The organism is Hansschlegelia plantiphila (assembly GCF_027922265.1).
GTDB lineage: Bacteria > Pseudomonadota > Alphaproteobacteria > Rhizobiales > Methylopilaceae > Methylopila > Methylopila plantiphila.
In genome coordinates, this window is record NZ_BSFI01000001.1 from 91052 (window position 1) to 106635 (window position 15584).

Annotated in this window: 11 protein-coding genes and 1 pseudogene; 4 read left to right on the forward strand and 8 right to left on the reverse strand. The window is 71.4% G+C overall.

Annotation, left to right across the window (positions count from 1 at the left end; all coding sequences use genetic code 11):
• Window positions 1–20 precede the first annotated feature (20 nt).
• Window positions 21–704, reverse strand: coding sequence for an alpha/beta hydrolase (locus PKE75_RS00430; protein WP_271166714.1), 684 nt, complete (start codon window positions 702–704; stop codon window positions 21–23).
• Complete coding sequence (locus PKE75_RS00435) at window positions 701–1387, reverse strand: DNA-3-methyladenine glycosylase family protein (protein WP_271166715.1); 687 nt, start codon at window positions 1385–1387, stop codon at window positions 701–703. The genes PKE75_RS00430 and PKE75_RS00435 overlap by 4 nt, the downstream gene beginning before the upstream one ends.
• 187 nt (window positions 1388–1574) lie before the next feature.
• Here PKE75_RS00435 and gluQRS point away from each other — a divergent pair, with 187 nt between their 5' ends.
• Together gluQRS and PKE75_RS00445 are read left to right on the forward strand one after the other, a co-directional pair.
• The gene (gene gluQRS, locus PKE75_RS00440; protein ID WP_271166716.1) at window positions 1575–2438 is read left to right on the forward strand and encodes a tRNA glutamyl-Q(34) synthetase GluQRS; all 864 of its coding nucleotides are present in this window, start codon (window positions 1575–1577) and stop codon (window positions 2436–2438) included.
• A 97-nt stretch (window positions 2439–2535) separates the two neighbouring features.
• Entirely contained in the window at window positions 2536–7353 is a 4818-nt protein-coding gene (locus PKE75_RS00445; RefSeq protein WP_271166717.1) for an NAD-glutamate dehydrogenase, read from the forward strand.
• Between the two features lie 12 nt (window positions 7354–7365).
• Here PKE75_RS00445 and PKE75_RS00450 read toward each other — a convergent pair whose 3' ends face one another.
• The 6 genes from PKE75_RS00450 to htpX form a co-directional block, all read right to left on the reverse strand.
• Window positions 7366–7686 (reverse strand): heavy metal-binding domain-containing protein, encoded by a 321-nt coding sequence (locus PKE75_RS00450; protein WP_271166718.1) that lies wholly within the window; start codon window positions 7684–7686, stop codon window positions 7366–7368.
• A gap of 66 nt (window positions 7687–7752) precedes the next feature.
• On the reverse strand, window positions 7753–8529 hold the full coding sequence (locus PKE75_RS00455; protein ID WP_271166719.1) for an SGNH/GDSL hydrolase family protein: 777 nt from the start codon (window positions 8527–8529) through the stop codon (window positions 7753–7755).
• A gap of 154 nt (window positions 8530–8683) precedes the next feature.
• A complete protein-coding gene (purH, locus tag PKE75_RS00460; RefSeq protein WP_271166720.1) occupies window positions 8684–10270 on the reverse strand; it encodes a bifunctional phosphoribosylaminoimidazolecarboxamide formyltransferase/IMP cyclohydrolase in 1587 nt (528 codons plus the stop codon).
• Window positions 10271–10354: 84 nt separating this feature from the next.
• Window positions 10355–12115 carry a heparinase II/III family protein gene (locus PKE75_RS00465; protein ID WP_271166721.1) on the reverse strand — a complete coding sequence of 587 codons (1761 nt, stop codon included), beginning with the start codon at window positions 12113–12115 and terminating at the stop codon, window positions 10355–10357.
• 88 nt (window positions 12116–12203) lie between these two features.
• Window positions 12204–13520 (reverse strand): RsmB/NOP family class I SAM-dependent RNA methyltransferase, encoded by a 1317-nt coding sequence (locus tag PKE75_RS00470; protein WP_271166722.1) that lies wholly within the window; start codon window positions 13518–13520, stop codon window positions 12204–12206.
• Between the two features lie 50 nt (window positions 13521–13570).
• Window positions 13571–14506, reverse strand: coding sequence for a zinc metalloprotease HtpX (gene htpX, locus PKE75_RS00475; RefSeq protein WP_271166723.1), 936 nt, complete (start codon window positions 14504–14506; stop codon window positions 13571–13573).
• 134 nt (window positions 14507–14640) lie between these two features.
• Between htpX and PKE75_RS00480 the strand changes: the two genes are divergently transcribed.
• On the forward strand, window positions 14641–14832 hold the full coding sequence (locus tag PKE75_RS00480) for a DUF1674 domain-containing protein (protein ID WP_271166724.1): 192 nt from the start codon (window positions 14641–14643) through the stop codon (window positions 14830–14832).
• 157 nt (window positions 14833–14989) lie between these two features.
• A pseudogene (locus PKE75_RS00485) lies at window positions 14990–15550 on the forward strand (extensin-like domain-containing protein).
• Window positions 15551–15584: the final 34 nt, after the last annotated feature.

Sequence of the window (15584 nt, forward strand, 5' to 3'; positions counted from 1 at the left end):
GACAGTCTATATGTCGTGCGTCAGGCTTGTGAAGCCGCACGATGGATTGTTCTGCGCGGTTTCAGCATACTCCCCAGGAACGCCGCCCCCTGGCGCAGGCCCTCGCCGTCGATGCCGTGGCCGAGACCGGCCGACAGATGCCACTCGACGGGGATCCCGGCGGCGCCGAGCCCGTCGGTCGCCGCGAACAGCGCCTCGACGGGGATGACCTCGTCACGGTCGCCGTGAACCAGCAGGATCGGCGGCTTGCCGGTCGCCTCAGCCAGCGCCTCGGGCGACACCAGCATGCCGGAATAGCCAAGGATCGCGGCCGGCGGGACCTTGCGTCTCAAGCCGACATGCAGCGCCATCATCGTGCCCTGGCTGAAGCCGACCAGCGCCAGCCGGTCGGGCGTCAGGCCGTTGCGCGCGAGTTCGGCGTCGAGGAAGGCGTCTAGGCCGGGCGCCGCGGCGACCACGCCGTGGGCGCGCTCGGTCGGGTCGCGGAAGGTCAGCGGAAACCACTGCCTGCCCTGCGGCGAGGCCATGCAACGCTCCGACGCGTGCGGGGCCACGAAGGCCGCGTCCGGCATCAGCTTGCGCCATTCGCGGCCGATCGCGATCAGGTCGTTCCCGTCCGCGCCGTAGCCGTGCAGGAACACGACGAGCGCCTTGGGCTTGCCCGTGGCCGCCGGAAGGCGCGGTCCGTCGATCGCCTGGCTCATAGGGTCTCCTCGGCCGTCGCGGGCTCGTTCGGCGTTTGCGCAGGGGCGGAATCCCGTCCGCCGCGTCGTGCGAGGTAATAGGCCCAGAGCAGCTGCGCCGCCACTCCGCGGAGCGGCCTCCACGCCTCCGCCATGCGCTCGGCCTCCGCGCGGCCCGGCCGCTCGGACAGGCCGAACGCCTCCTTCAGCGCCGCCTGCACGGCGACGTCGCCGCCTGGAAACGCGTCTGCACGGCCATGACCGAACAGCAGGAAGACGTCGGCCGTCCACGGCCCGATCCCGGGGATCGCGGTCAACGCCGCGCGCGCGTCGTCCTCCTCGAGCTGCGCGAGGCCCGCGATGTCGAGCCCGGCGTCGACCGCGGCGCAGAGCGCGCGCACCGTCCTCAGTTTACCGCGCGAGACGCCGGCGGCGCGGAAGACCTCGTCCGGCGCGGCGGAGAGCGTCTCGTGGTCGATACGCCCGAGCGCGGCCTCGACGCGGCCGTGGATCGCGCGCGCGGCCGTCACCGAGATCAGCTGGGAATTGACCAGCCAGACGAGCCCAGCGAGGTCAGGCGACAGCGTCCGCAGCGGCGGCTCGGCGGCTTCCGCGCGGAGCTCCGCCATCCGCGGATCGAGCGCGCACAGCGCGTCGAGCGCCTGGTCGAGCTGCTGCTTCGTAAGGATGCGCAGGTGAGTCACGGGGCGGACGCTAGCGGCTTGCCGAGACCTGGGCAACGCGCCGCCTATGACTCGGCCGTCATCGTTCTCCGGCTTGACCAGAGGTCCCCTGTTCGGCGCCCGGGAATGGATGGTCCGGTCAAGCCGGACCATGACAGGGTATATCTGCGAACGCCGCGACGTTCGGCGGCGATCTCCTAGAGCCTCCATGCCCCCCGTTTTCCGCTTCGCCCCCTCCCCGACCGGTCTGCTCCATCTCGGCCATGCGCTGTCGGCGGCCGCAGTCTGGCGCGCGGCGGAGACGGCGGGCGGGCGGGTGCTGCTGCGGATCGAGGACATCGACCCGGTGCGGGCGAAGCCGGAGTTCGCGGCGGCGATCGAGGAGGATCTGGCCTGGCTCGGCTTCGGCTGGAAAGGTCCCGTCCGCCGGCAGTCCGACCATTTCGCCGACCACGCCGGCGCTATCGACCGGCTGAAGGCGCGAGGCCTGATCTATCCCTGCCGCCTGTCCCGCGCCGACATCGCGGCTGCGGTCGCGGGCGCGCAGGCTCACGGCCGCGTCGTCCCGCGCGATCCGGACGGCGCGCCGCGGCTGCCGCTCGACCGGGCGGTCGAGAGCGACCCCGACGGTCCTCCCGCCCACCGTCTCGATATGAACCGTGCGCTGGGCGCGATCGGCCGCGAGCCTCTCGGCTGGACCGAACAGGGCGCAGGCCCCGCCGGCGAGACCGGACGCGTCACGGCGCGGCCGGATGACTGGGGCGACGTCGTGCTGGCCCGCAAGGACACGCCGACGAGCTACCACCTCGCCGTCGTGGTCGACGACGCGATCCAGGGCGTGACCCATGTCGTGCGCGGGCAGGACCTGTTTTACGCAACCTCCATCCACCGCCTGCTGCAGCGCCTGCTCGGGCTGCCCGAACCACGCTACCGCCATCACCGGCTGATCTCCGGAGCGGACGGCCAGAAGCTCGCCAAGACCCGCGGGTCTCCGTCGCTGCGCTCGCTCCGTGAAGCGGGCTGGACCCGCCAGGACGTCATGCGGGCGATCGAGCCGTTTCTCGCGACCTAGCCTCAAAATCTTCGCGCCCGCCTGCTTTGGTTCCGCAAGCGCGCGCGCCGTGTCAGGCTTGGGGCCGCACGCCCGCAAGAGGCGAAGGAGGAGACCCATGGCCGATGGCGGCGCGACGCGCGCGACCCTGATCCGGGAGGCCGCGTCCCTCGCCGGCGCGATCGTCGACGGGCCGCCGGCTGCTTTCGTCGAGGCGCTGTTCGCGCGCACCTCCGCCGAAGACCTCGCGCCGTTCTCCGCGACGGCGCTCGCGGCGCTTGCGCAGGGCGCCTGGCGGCATCTCGGGCGCCGGGCCGCGGGGCGGCATGACATCCGCCTGTCCGACCACGACTTCGGCGGCGCAGGCGAGATCACCGTGCTCGAGATCGTCAATGACGACATGGCGTTCCTGCTCGACAGCGTGCAGGCGGAGCTGACCGAGCGGGGCGTGCAGGTGCGTTTCGTCGCTCATCCGATCTTCGCGCTGACGCGCGACGCGGAGGGCGAGCTCGTGACCTTCGAGGGCGACGCCGACCGCGCGGCGTTCGAGAACGCGCCGCGCGAGAGCCTGATCCACCTTCATATCGACCGCGTCGACGACGCCGCGGAGCGGGAGGCGCTGATCGCGGCTCTCGACGTCGTGCTCACCGAGGTGCGCCGGGCGACCGAAGACCACCTCGGGATGGTGGCCGTCACGCGCGAGGCCGCAGCCTCGCTGAAGGACGCGCCGCTTCTGGCCGAGGAGATCGCCGAGGCCGTGCGCTTCCTCGAATGGCTGGCGGACGGGGACTTCATCTTCCTCGGCGCGCGCGAATACGCGCTCGTGGGCGGAGGCGACGACGACTGGCTCGAACAGATTTCGGACAGCGGCCTCGGCGCGCTGCGCGATCCCGCCGCCCGCGTGCTTCGCCGCGGGACCGAGCTGGTGCTGCTCACGCCGGAGATCCGCGCCTTCCTGCACGAGAAGCGGCCGCTGATCGTGACCAAGGCGAGCGTGAAGTCCAAGGTCTTCCGCCGCCTCTACATGGACTACGTCGGGGTGAAGCGCTTCGACGCCACGGGAAGGCTGAGCGGCGAGCTGCGCATCGTCGGCCTCTTCACCGCCTCGGCCTTCATGCAGCCCGTGCGCGAGACGCCGTTGATCGGCGCCAAGGCCGAGCAGGTGAAGCGGCGCGCAGGCTTCGACCCCGACAGCCATTCGGGCGCGGCGCTGGCCGCCGTGCTGGAGAGCCATCCGCGCGACGAGCTCTTTCAGGCGGACGCCGACACGCTGTTCGACGCCGCCATGCAGATTCTCGCGCTCTACGAGCGCCCGCGGACCAAGGCGCTGGTGCGCGGCGACAAGTTCGGGCGCTTCGTCTCCGCGCTCGTTTATGTGCCGCGCGAACGCTACGATTCCGATGTCCGCGCGAGGCTCGGCGCGCATCTGGCGTCCCGCTTCGGCGGCCATGTCATGGCCTATTATCCGAGCTTCCCCGAAGGACCGCTCGCGCGCGTCCACTTCATCGTCGGACTTGATGGAGCGGCCGTCGAGCCGGTCGATCCCGCGACGCTCGACGCGGAGCTTTCGGCGCTCGCGCGGACCTGGGCGGACACGCTGCGCATCGCGCTCGGACGCACGCGCTCGGGCCAGGCCGCCCGCGCGCTCGCGCACAGATATGGCGCGGCCTTCGGGCCGGCCTACGAGGCGAGGGTCGCGGCGGAAGAGGCGGTCATCGACATCGGCCATATCGAACGGCTGACCGACGCGCGCGCCGTCGCCGTCGATTTCTACTGCCGCGACGACGAGCCGGAGACCCGCGTCAACCTCAAGGTGTTTTCGCGCGCCGAGCCGATCGCGCTGTCGGCGCGCGTGCCGCTGCTGGAGAATATGGGCTTCCGCGTCATCAACGAGCGCACCTTCTTCGTCGACCCGGCGGCCGAGGGCGCGGCCCGGGTCTGGCTGCACGACATGACGCTGGAACGCGCGGCCGGCGGCGCGATCGACCTGACCCGGGAGCTCGACGACCGGCTGGAGGCGCTGCTGATCGCGGCGCTGCGCGGCGAGGCCGAAAGCGACGGGTACAACGCGCTCGCGCTCGAAGGCGGTCTCGGCTGGCGCGACGTCGCGCTGCTGCGCGCGCTGTCGCGCTATCTCCGGCAGGCGCGCGTCCCCTATGATCAGGATTATCTCGCCGCGACGATGGTGAAGCACGCGGCGACGGCTGCGAACCTCGTCGCGCTGTTCTACGCCCGCTTCGACCCGCGCGCCGAAGAGCGCCGCGAGAGCCGCGAGGCGACGCTGGCGGGCGAGATCGAGGAGGCTCTCGCGGGCGTCGAGAGCCTCGACGAGGACCGCATTCTCCGCCGCTTCCTCAACCTCGCGCGTGCGATGGTCCGGACCAGTTTTTTCCAGACGGAGAAGGACGGCCGCGCCAAGACCACCTTCGCCTTCAAGCTGGAAAGCCGGAAGATCGAGGACCTGCCGGCGCCGCGGCCCTTGTATGAGATCTCGGTGTACTCGCCCCGCGTGGAGGGCGTGCATCTGCGCTTCGGCAAGGTGGCGCGCGGCGGCCTGCGCTGGTCCGACCGGCCGCAGGACTTCCGCACGGAGGTGCTTGGGCTCGTGAAGGCCCAGCAGGTCAAGAACGCCGTCATCGTGCCGGTCGGCGCCAAGGGCGGCTTCGTGCCGAAGAAGCTGCCGGCCGGCCCCCGGGAGGCCTGGTTCGCGGAGGGGACGGAGGCCTACAAGATCTTCATCAACGCGTTGCTCGACGTGACCGACGACCTCGACCGCGACGCGCTGATCCCGCCGCCCTCCGTCGTCCGCCACGACGGCGACGACCCCTATCTCGTGGTCGCCGCCGACAAGGGCACCGCGACCTTCTCTGACGCCGCGAACGCCATCGCGGAGAGCCGAGGCTTCTGGCTCGGCGACGCCTTCGCCTCTGGCGGCTCTGTCGGCTACGACCACAAGGCGATGGGCATCACCGCCCGTGGCGCCTGGGAGGCGGTGAAGCGCCACTTCCGCGAGATGGACTTCGACATCCAGACGACGCCTTTCACGGTCGTCGGCGTCGGCGACATGTCGGGCGACGTGTTCGGAAACGGCATGCTGCTGTCCCCCGCCATCAAGCTGGTGGCGGCCTTCGACCATCGCGACATCTTCATCGACCCGTCGCCGGACCCCGCCGTCTCGTTCGAGGAGCGCAAGCGGCTGTTCGCGCTCCCCCGCTCAAGCTGGGCCGATTACGACAAGGCTAAGATCTCCGCCGGCGGCGGCGTGTTCTCCCGCGCGCTGAAGGCGATCCCGCTTTCGAAGGAGGCGCGGGAGGCGCTCGGATTCGACCGCGCGACCGCCACGCCGGCCGAGGTGATCAGCGCGATCCTGAAGGCGCCCGCAGACCTGCTCTGGTTCGGCGGCATCGGCGCCTATGTCCGCGCGACCACCGAGACCGACGAGCAGGCCGGCGACCGCGCCAATGACGGGGTGAGGATCGCCGCGGCCGAGCTGCGGGCGAAGGTCGTCGGCGAAGGCGCCAATCTCGGGGTGACCCAGAAGGCGCGCATCGAGGCGGCGCGCAAAGGCGTCCGGATCAACTCGGACGCGATCGACAATTCGGCGGGCGTCAACACCTCCGACGTCGAGGTGAACATCAAGATCGCCTTTGCGGCGCTGGTCCGCGACGGCGTGCTCCGCCTGCCCGACCGCGACGCGATCCTGGCCGAAATGACGGACGAGGTCGCCAGCCTCGTGCTGCGCAACAATTACGACCAGACGCTCGCGCTCTCGCTTGTGGAGCGCGTCGCGGCGCCGGAGGCGGGTTTCCACTCGCGCCTGATGCAGACGCTCGAGGGCCGCGGCCTGCTCGACCGCACGGTCGAGACGCTGCCGGACGACGCCGCGCTCGCCGAGCGCGCCCGCGCGGGCGAGGGCTTGAGCCGGCCCGAGATCGCGGTGCTGCTCGCCTGGGCGAAGATCGCGCTCTACGACGATCTGCTCGCCTCCGGAGTACCGGACGACCCATATCTCTCTCAGGAGCTCGTCCGCTATTTCCCGACCCGGATGCGCGAGCCGTTCGCCGAGGCGATCGCGAGCCACCGGCTGAAGCGCGAGATCGTCGCGACCGCGATCGCCAACGCCATGGTCAACCGCGGCGGGCCGGCGCTGGTCGTGCGCCTCGCGGATCAGACCGGCGCCGACCCCGCTCGGATCGCGGCCGCCTTCGCCGTCGCCCGCGACGCCTTCCGGATGGACGAGGTGCATGCCGAGATCGACGCGCTCGACACGAAAATCCCCGGCGAGCTCCAGCTCACGCTCTACGCCGGCATGCAGGAGCTGCTGCTTCATCGCATGGTCTGGTTCCTGAGGAACGTCGACCTCGGATCCGGCCTCGAGCAGGCGGTCGCGCGGTTCCGCGCCGGCGTCGATGCGGTGTCGGCGTCGCTCGACGCCGCGCTCGGGCCGGACGCCGCCGAGCGCCGCTCCGCGCGCGCGACCGATCTGGTGAGGGCCGGCCTGCCCGGCCGCCTCGCTGTGCGCTTCTCGGCGTTGCTCGCGCTCGAAGGCGCCACCGACGCGGTCCTGATCGCGGAAAAGACCGGCCGGTCGATCGAAGACGCTGCGGCCGCGCTGTTTGCGATCGCCGACAGGTTCAGGATCGCCCAGCTCGTGCGCTCGTCGCAGGCGATCACGGCCGCCGATTATTTCGAGCGGCTCGCGATCGACCGCGCGCTCGACCAGATCGGCGTCGCGGCCCGCGCCATGGCGATCGCAGCGCTCGCGGCCTCGCCCGACGCAAGCGGCCCCGAAGCGGTCTCGATCTGGACCGAAAGCGCGCCCGACGTCGCGCGCGTGCGTCGCGCCACGACCGAGATCGCCGGCTCCGGGCTCACGCTCGCGCGCATATCGGTCGCCGCAAGCCTGCTGGGAGACCTCGCGCGCGAGATGGCGTAGGCGGCGCCCCTGTCACCCCAGGGTCACCGCGGTGCCGGACGCCGTCACCATCAGCATCGCGCCGTCCTTGCCGACCGTTTCGTAGTCGAGGTCGACCCCGATCACGGCGTTCCCGCCGCGCGACGCCGCTTCCGAAACCATGTCCTCGACCGCGATGTCGCGCGCCCGCTTCAGCTCGCGCTCGTAGGCCCCGGCGCGGCCTCCGACGATGTCGCGCACCGCCGCGAACATGTCGCGGAAGATGTTGGCGCCGAGGATCGCCTCGCCGGTGACTAGGCCGTGATACTCGACGATCCGCCGGCCTTCGACGGTCGGCGTGGTGGTGACGAGCATGACGGCTTCCTCCTCAGGCGACGGGACGCGTCGGAGATAGCGCGGCGCGCCGCCCGAAGTAAGCCGTCAGGACTGGCGGTGCGACTCGGCGACAGCCGGCGGCGTCGGCGCGAGCTTGCGGTCGAGAGCCTCCGCCAGGAATGCGCCGACGCAGGCGTGGCCGGCGTCGTTCATATGAAGGTTGTCCCGGGTGATCATCGCGCCGCCGCCGGCCTTGGCGATCGCGCGCATGGCGGCGAACCGGTGCGCGACCGGCACCCCTGTCGTCGCCGACAGCGCGTCGATCGCGCCGACATAGGGGTCGTAGGCGGCCTCGTCCTTCGGCACGAACTGCGGGTCGAGCATCGCGACGTCGACGCCGAATTTCGCGATCGCCGCCAGTCCTTGCGCCGCCTGCTTCCGGAAGGTCTCGAGATCGACCTTCCGCGCCGCGTCGTTCGTGCCGATCTGCCAGACCACCAGGTCTGGCTGGACCGTCGCGATCTCCTTCGCCAATCGTCCCTCGGCGCCCGCTGCGGACTCTCCGCCGACGCCGCGCGCGATCACCACGACGTCCACGCCCGGCAACCGCCGCTCGAGCTCGTCCTGCAGCCGCACCGTGTAGGCCCTGTCCGGCGAGGTGGCGCCGACGCCCGCGGTCGAGGACGAGCCGATCACCAGAATGCGGAACGCGTCCTTGTCCTTGAGATGGGCCGCCGCCCGGTCGAGCTTGCCGTTGAGCGCCAGATATTGGTCCGCGACGCTGCAAGGGGCCTTCAGAGGCTCGGCGGAGGAGCCGGAAACGCAGAACCCGGCGCAGCCGAGAAGAACGCCAACGCGGAGCAGGGAAGCGAGCGACGCCATGCGATCAAGCCTTGAAGGACGAGGACCCGATGTGGAGGGTGCTTAAATACTTCCCTCACTGCAAGCGGCTCATAGCATGACGCAAACGCCGCCGTCATCCGAGGACAAACCCGGATGATGAACTTGCCGTGAACCTGCGGTCCGGGAGCCGCCCTCAGTGGCGGAAATGCCGCACGCCGGTGAACACCATGGCGAGCCCCGCCTCGTCGGCGCGGGCGATCACCTCGGCGTCGCGCATCGAGCCTCCGGGCTGGATCACCGCCGTCGCGCCGGCCGCGATCGCCGCGTCGAGCCCGTCCGCGAAGGGGAAGAACGCGTCGGAGGCCACCACCGAACCGCGGGTCAGCGGCTCCGCCAGCCCGGCGGCGGCGGCCGCGTCGGCGGCCTTGCTCGCTGCGATCCGGGCGCTGTCGACGCGGCTCATCTGCCCTGCCCCGACTCCGACCGTCGCGCCGCCGCGCGCGTAGACGATCGCGTTCGATTTCACGTGCTTGGCGACCCGGAACGCGAAGCGGAGGTCGGCGAGTTCCGCTTCGGTCGGCGCGCGGCGGGTGACCACCTTCAGCTCGAGGTCGTCGACCACGGCGTTGTCGCGGGTCTGGACCAGGAAGCCGCCGGCGACGGTGCGGATCGCAAGACCGGCGCCGCGCGGATCAGGGAGGCCGCCGGTCACCAGCAGCCGCAGGTTCTTCTTCGCCGCGACGATCGCGACCGCGTCCTCGTCGGCCGCCGGCGCGACGATCACCTCGGTGAAGATCTTGACGATCTCGCGGGCGGCGTCCGCGTCGAGCGTCCTGTTGAGGGCGACGATGCCGCCGAAGGCCGAGACCGGGTCGCAGGCGAGCGCGCGCTCGTAGGCCTCGGCGAGGGTCGCGCCCTCCGCGACTCCGCAGGGGTTGGCGTGCTTGACGATCACGCAGGCCGCGACGCGCGCCGGGTCGAACTCCGCCGCCAGCTCGTAGGCGGCGTCGGTGTCGTTGAGATTGTTATAGGACAGCTCCTTGCCCTGGAGCTGGGTCGCGGTCGCGACGCCCGGCCGCGTGGCGGCGCTCCGGTAGAAGGCCGCGCTCTGGTGCGGGTTCTCGCCGTAGCGCAGGCCCTGTGCGAGCGCCCCGCCGAGCGCGCGGAAGGCGGGGGTCGCCTCGCCGGCCTCGCCCGACAGCCACGTTCCGATCGCGGCGTCATAGGCCGCGGTGCGCGAGAACGCCTTGGCGGCCAGACGCTTTCGGAGAGCGGCGGTCGTGCCGCCGGCGTTCGCGTCCATGTCGGCGAGCACGGCCGCGTAATCGGCCGGCTCGACGACAACGACGACATGGGCGTGGTTCTTGGCCGCGCCCCGGATCATGGCGGGGCCGCCGACGTCGATGTTCTCCACCATGTCGTCGAAGGCGGCGTTGCGCGCGAGAGCCGCCTCGAACGGATAGAGATTCACCACCAGCAGGTCGATGGCCTCGATCGCGTGGTCGGCCATGGAGGCCTCGTGGCCGGCGTCGCCCCGGATCGCGAGCAGGCCGCCATGCACCTTGGGGTGCAGCGTCTTCACGCGGCCGTCCATCATCTCGGGAAAGCCCGTGAGCGCGGAGACGTCCGTGACGGGCAGGCCAGCCTCGGCCAAAGCCCTGGCGGTGCCGCCGGTCGAGACCAGCGCGACGCCGCGTTCGCTGAGGGAGCGCGCGAAATCGAGCAGTCCGGTCTTGTCGGACACCGACAGCAGCGCGCGGGCGATCGGGCGTTCGGTCATGGTGGATGCGTTCCGGCGGATGGTTCGAGGCCCTGCCGGTACCATCTCCGCGCCGGCGGAAGAAGTCCCGGCTGCGCGGATCGCTCAGTCGATCGAGGACGGCGCGCCGAACAGCGTCGGGGCCTGCGGCAGGCGACGGCTGCGGGGACGGGCCTCGTCGACCGCCTCGAAGCTCCAGGCGATCTTGGGGGCGCCGCCAAGACTGGTCTCGATCAAGATCTGCTCGGCCCGTCGCGGACCCTGCGAGCCCGACAGCGACACGCTCTCCGCAAGCTCAACGGCGAAGCCGGGAGCCGAGAAGCTCCACGCGGCGCCGCCCGGCAGCGCCAGCAACACCCCCTGCCCGTCCTGCCGCGCGCTGGCCCGGACCGCGGGATGGAGATGAAAACGCGCCGCGATCTTGACGTCGCCGTCGCGCCGGCGCGGACGGCCGGACGCGCGGAACAGGTCCTCGCCCGTCAGCCGCCGCCCATCCGGCGACAGCTGGAGCGAGCGTTCGTGGACGACGCCGAAACGCCTGAGATAGCCGTCATGGGACGCGACGATACGTGCGCCCCGATCGCTCAGCTCGCGCCGCGCTGCGACCTCTACGGGACCCGAGACGACCGGCGTCCCGATGAAGCGTTTGAGCCCCGCCGGCGCGAAGGCGCAGGACGAGGAGTCGCCCACCACCACCGTCGAGTGCGCCGCGGTGGCCCGCGCCGCCGCCGCCCAGTCGGCCCGGCCGAACCGCGGCGCGCCGCAGTTGACCACGACCCGATCGCCATCGGCGGAGAATTCGAAGGACAGGCAGCCCGCATGCGCCTCGTCCGACAGGGCCGCCGGCGGCGGCCGTCCGACGTCGACGATCGCGACCGCGTCGCCTGCGATCAGCCGCTGGTATCCGGAATGGGTGGCGTCCTCGACCGGGGCGCCGCGCGCGTCGTCATAGGCGAGCACCGTCGCGACGAGATCGGCCGGCGTCGGGCCGGCGCCGTTGAACTGCGCGAACTCGCCGTCGGGATGCCGGAAGAAGCGCAACATCGGCATCATCCGGTCGATCGCGCCGTTGAGCGCCTGCGGCGGGGCGAGGTCGCGGGCGGTGAAGGCTTGGCGCAGCGGCAGCAAATCGACCAGCGCGTAGACCAGCGCCGCGGGGTTGCGGCTGGCGTGGCCGCCGTCGGCGAGGATCTGGCGGTCGAGCTCGGTGGCGAGCGCCTTGGCGGCCGAGCGTAGCAGCCGCGATTCTCCCGAGAGGCAGAGCCCGGCGTAGCAAAGCGCAATCGCCGCGGTCAGGCGCGGCATGCCGTCCGGCGTCGCGGCGATGAGCCGGTCAAGCCGATGCGTCTGCCGGCTGATGCTGCGCAGGAATCGCCGGTAGAACGCCTTGTCGGCGCCGTCGAGGATCAGCGGCGCATGACAGAACCAGGAGATCAGCCGCCTGGCGACGACCTCCGGCCGCCACGCCGTGCGGTCGGTCCCGCCATGAAGCGTGATCCATTCGTCGATCAGCGCCCGGCCGTTGGCGCGGGCGAGCGTGGTGTCGGCCGCGCGCAGATGGCGCAGCCAGCCAAAGCCGTGCAGCGCCTCCGCCCAGTCGGCGGACGGCGCCGCGACAAGGAAGGGCGAGCCGCCGTCGACATCCGCCGCCCGGTTGGCGAAGGCGAAGGTCCCGGCATAGATCTCGCCCGCCCGCGTGGGATCGGACGTCCTCAGATCATGCGGCGCGATCAGCAGTTTTTCGGGCGAGCGGTGGGCGAAGTCGAACGGCGCGCGGACCAGCGCATAGACGCGACGCGCGGCGGCGCGCGCGCCGAGCGCCAGGACGAGCCCGACGAGCTCCGCCTTTTCGCCGAGCGACGCCAAGCCCGATCAACCCTCCGCCCCTTCAGACCGCGTCGCCGCGGCTACCTCCGGAGTCTCGCATATGCCGACGCGACTGTCGCGATTCGCCTCAGGCCACGCTGAGCCGGGCCGCGAAGAAGCCGTCGAGGCCGGCCAGGCGCGGATCCTCGTTCGGCAGATGGAACGGCAGCGTGCGGACGCAGCCCTCGGGATTGATCGCCTCCTCGAGACCTGGCAGTTCCGCCGCCGTCGCAGGCTCGATCCGGACGCGCGGATTGCGCGCCAGCAGGTTCGCGATCTGGCGCTCGCCCTCCTCCGGCTCGAGCGAGCAGACGCAATAGACCAGCCGCCCGCCCGGCTTCACCAGTCTCACGGCGACGTCGAGCAGCTGCGCCTGCAGCCTCGACAGGCTCGTGACGTCGCTCTCGCGCTTCATCCAGGCGACGTCGGGGTGGCGCCGGATCGTGCCCGTCGCGCTGCAGGGCGCGTCGAGCAGAACCGCGTCTGCGGGCTCGATCGCGAGGCTCGCCGCGTCGCCGACCCGCGGCGCGGCCGACAGCCGAAGCCGGGACAGATTCTGCGACAGGCGGCTCAGCCGTTCGGCCGACTTATCGACCGCGACGACCTCGGCGCCCGCCGCGGCGAGTTGCGCGGTCTTGCCGCCCGGGGCCGCGCAGAGGTCGATCGCCGTCTTGCCTTCGAGATCGCCGAACAGCCGGGCGGGAATGCCGGCCGCGGCGTCCTGCACCCACCATTCGCCCTCGGAGAAGCCGTCGAGGGCGGGCACCAGCCCGTGCGAGGCGAGGCGCACCCCGCCCGTCGGCAGCGCAATCCCGCCGAGACGCTCCGCCCAGCCCGAAGGGTCTGACTTCACCGTGAGGTCGAGCGCGGCTTCGGCGCCGAGGCTCTCGGCGATCCGCGCCGCTCCCTCGGAGCCGTAGGCGCGGGTCCAGCGCTCATAAAGCCACGGCGGCAGGTCGACCCCGGGCGTCGGATCGGGGGCGCCCGCCGAAACGATCGCGCGGAGCGTGGCGTTGGCGAGGCCCGCGAAGTGTCGCGCGTCAGGGTCGGCGCGGGCGCCCGAGACTGCAAGGTCGACCGCGGTGTGCGCCGGAATCTGCATGAACAGCGCCTGCGCGACGGCGGTCGCGAGGATCGCCTCGAGCGGCCCCGCCTTTTTCGGCAGACCGGTTTCGAGCCGGGCCGCGATCAGGGTTCTCAGCGTCCCGAAGCGGCGCAGCGTCACGCCAGCGATCGCCCGCGCCAGCGCGCGGTCGCGCTCCGGCAGCGCGCGGAAACCCGAAGGGTCATGCTCAGCCTCGAGCGAGGCGTCGAGCGAGCGGGTGCGCGACAGCACGCCATCGACGATGCGCACCGCCACCCGCCGGGGCGCGAGACCCGCCGGCTCCGGAAGCGCGCGCGACATCCCCCCTTGCGGGCGACGGGTCGCGAAGGGGCGTCCGCCCGGAGCCCGGCTCAGCCCCACGGCCCCCCGCTGACGCCGGTCGAGCGGCCCCACGGTCCCGACCGCCGGGACGCCGCCGGCGCAGGCCCTCGCGTATTGACGCCCATCTCGCCGGCGAGCCGCATCAAAGCGGCGATCCGGTTCTCAGTCGCGGGGTGGGTCGAGAAGAGATTATCCATGCGCTCGCCAGACAGCGGGTTGATGATGAACATATGCGCGGTCGCGGGGCTTCGTTCCGCAGCCTGATTGGGAATATGCGCAGCCCCGCCGGCGATCTTCGCCAGAGCCGACGCAAGTTGGTCCGGCCGACCGCTGATCTCAGCGCCCAACCGGTCCGCCTCGTATTCGCGCGAACGGCTGATCGCCATCTGGACCACCATGGCGGCGATCGGAGCGAGCACCATCATAGCGATCGTCCCGACCGCTCCGAAGGGCGAGTTGTTGTCACGGTTGCCCGAAAAGAAGAACCCGAAATTGGCGAGCATCGAGATGGCGCCGGCGATCGTGGCGGTGATCGTCATCGTCAGCGTATCGTGATTCTTCACATGCGCGAGTTCGTGAGCCATCACGCCCGCCACTTCGTCGCGGCTGAGCGTGTTGAGCAGGCCGGTGGTGGCGGCGACGGCCGCGTTCTGCGGGTTGCGGCCGGTGGCGAAGGCGTTCGGCTGGTCCTCGTGCATCAGATAGAGCTTCGGCATCGGAAGGCCCGCGCGCTGCGAGAGTTCGCGCACCATGGCGTAGAACTCCGGCGCCGAACGCTCGTCGACGGGCTCGGCGCCGTGCATCCTCAGCACGAGCTTGTCGGAGTTCCAGTAGCTGAAGAGGTTCGTCGCGACGGCGACAGCCAGGGCGATCGCCATTCCCCCCTTGCCGCCGATCAGAAAGCCGACGCCCATGAACAACGCGGTCAGCCCCGCGAGCAGGATGGCCGTGCGGACGTAGTTCATGGAAGCGGTGTCTCCTTGTTGATGCTGCGCCGAAGCGGCGCACCTCCTATATGTGATCGTGAGCCCTGCGCCGCCACGGGCGGCCGCTGTAACGATTCCATCAGCTGCGGGTCACGATGCCAGACGACGTTCCGATGGCCGATCAGCCGAAGAAGCCGATCAGCGAAGCCGCCAAGCGCGCGCTGGCCGAGGCCGAACGCCGCCGCGCCGATTACGAGCGCGCCGAGGCCGAACTGTCGGCCGCGCGTGAGATCGACGGCCGCAAGGGCAAGGACCCGGTCCGCTACGGCGACTGGGAGCGCAAGGGACTGACCAGCGATTTCTGAGGCGCCCGGACCGCCGAGCACGTGCGGGCGCTCCGTCTGGCCGAGACTGATCGCGCGCGGCTTCCTCGGCCTCGCGCTCGTCGTCGGCGCGTCAGCCGCAATCGTCCTTTCCGACATCGACCGCTATTTCCCGCTCGACCTGCGCGAGCCGCCCGGCGTGCTGACGCAATGGCGCATCCGCCTGCTCGCGAACGACACGCAGGCCTGCTTCCGAACGCTGGAGCGCTCGGACGTCTCGCTGATCCGCGCCCCTCAGCGGCCGATCGTCAACGGCTGCGGCTATCGGGACGGGGTGGCGCCGGCGGCGTCCTCGCTCGATCTCCAATCGCCGCCGGTCATGCGCTGCGCGCTCGCGGCCGCCTATGCAGCCTGGGAGCTCCAGGTCGTCGCTCCCGCCGCGCGCCGTCACCTGGGCTCGGACCTCGAGAGCGTGCGTCATCTCGGGGTCTATTCCTGCCGCGACATCGCAGGCCGCGCCGGGAGGCGCTCGCAGCACGCGACGGCGAACGCGATCGACGTCTCCGGCTTCACGCTGTCGGACGGGCGCGTGGTGACGCTCCGTCGCGACTGGAACAATCCCGGCCCGGCCGGCCGCTTCCTTCGCTAGGCGCGTGACGGAGCCTGCGGGCTGTTCGCGGGCGTTCTGTCGCCGGACTGGAACGCGGCCCACCGCGACCATCTCCATCTCGACCTCGGGCCGTTCGAGACGTGCCGATGAGACCGCGGCTCTCGGCGCGAATCCGCGAGGCGTG

Coding starts and splice junctions, on each gene's coding strand:
- PKE75_RS00430 (WP_271166714.1), bottom strand. CDS start 704: ATGAGCCAGGCGATCGACGGACCGCGCCTTCCGGCGGCCACGGGCAAG.
- gluQRS (WP_271166716.1), top strand. CDS start 1,575: ATGCCCCCCGTTTTCCGCTTCGCCCCCTCCCCGACCGGTCTGCTCCAT.
- PKE75_RS00445 (WP_271166717.1), top strand. CDS start 2,536: ATGGCCGATGGCGGCGCGACGCGCGCGACCCTGATCCGGGAGGCCGCG.
- PKE75_RS00450 (WP_271166718.1), bottom strand. CDS start 7,686: ATGCTCGTCACCACCACGCCGACCGTCGAAGGCCGGCGGATCGTCGAG.
- PKE75_RS00455 (WP_271166719.1), bottom strand. CDS start 8,529: ATGGCGTCGCTCGCTTCCCTGCTCCGCGTTGGCGTTCTTCTCGGCTGC.
- purH (WP_271166720.1), bottom strand. CDS start 10,270: ATGACCGAACGCCCGATCGCCCGCGCGCTGCTGTCGGTGTCCGACAAG.
- PKE75_RS00470 (WP_271166722.1), bottom strand. CDS start 13,520: ATGTCGCGCGCGCTTCCGGAGCCGGCGGGTCTCGCGCCCCGGCGGGTG.
- htpX (WP_271166723.1), bottom strand. CDS start 14,506: ATGAACTACGTCCGCACGGCCATCCTGCTCGCGGGGCTGACCGCGTTG.
- PKE75_RS00480 (WP_271166724.1), top strand. CDS start 14,641: ATGGCCGATCAGCCGAAGAAGCCGATCAGCGAAGCCGCCAAGCGCGCG.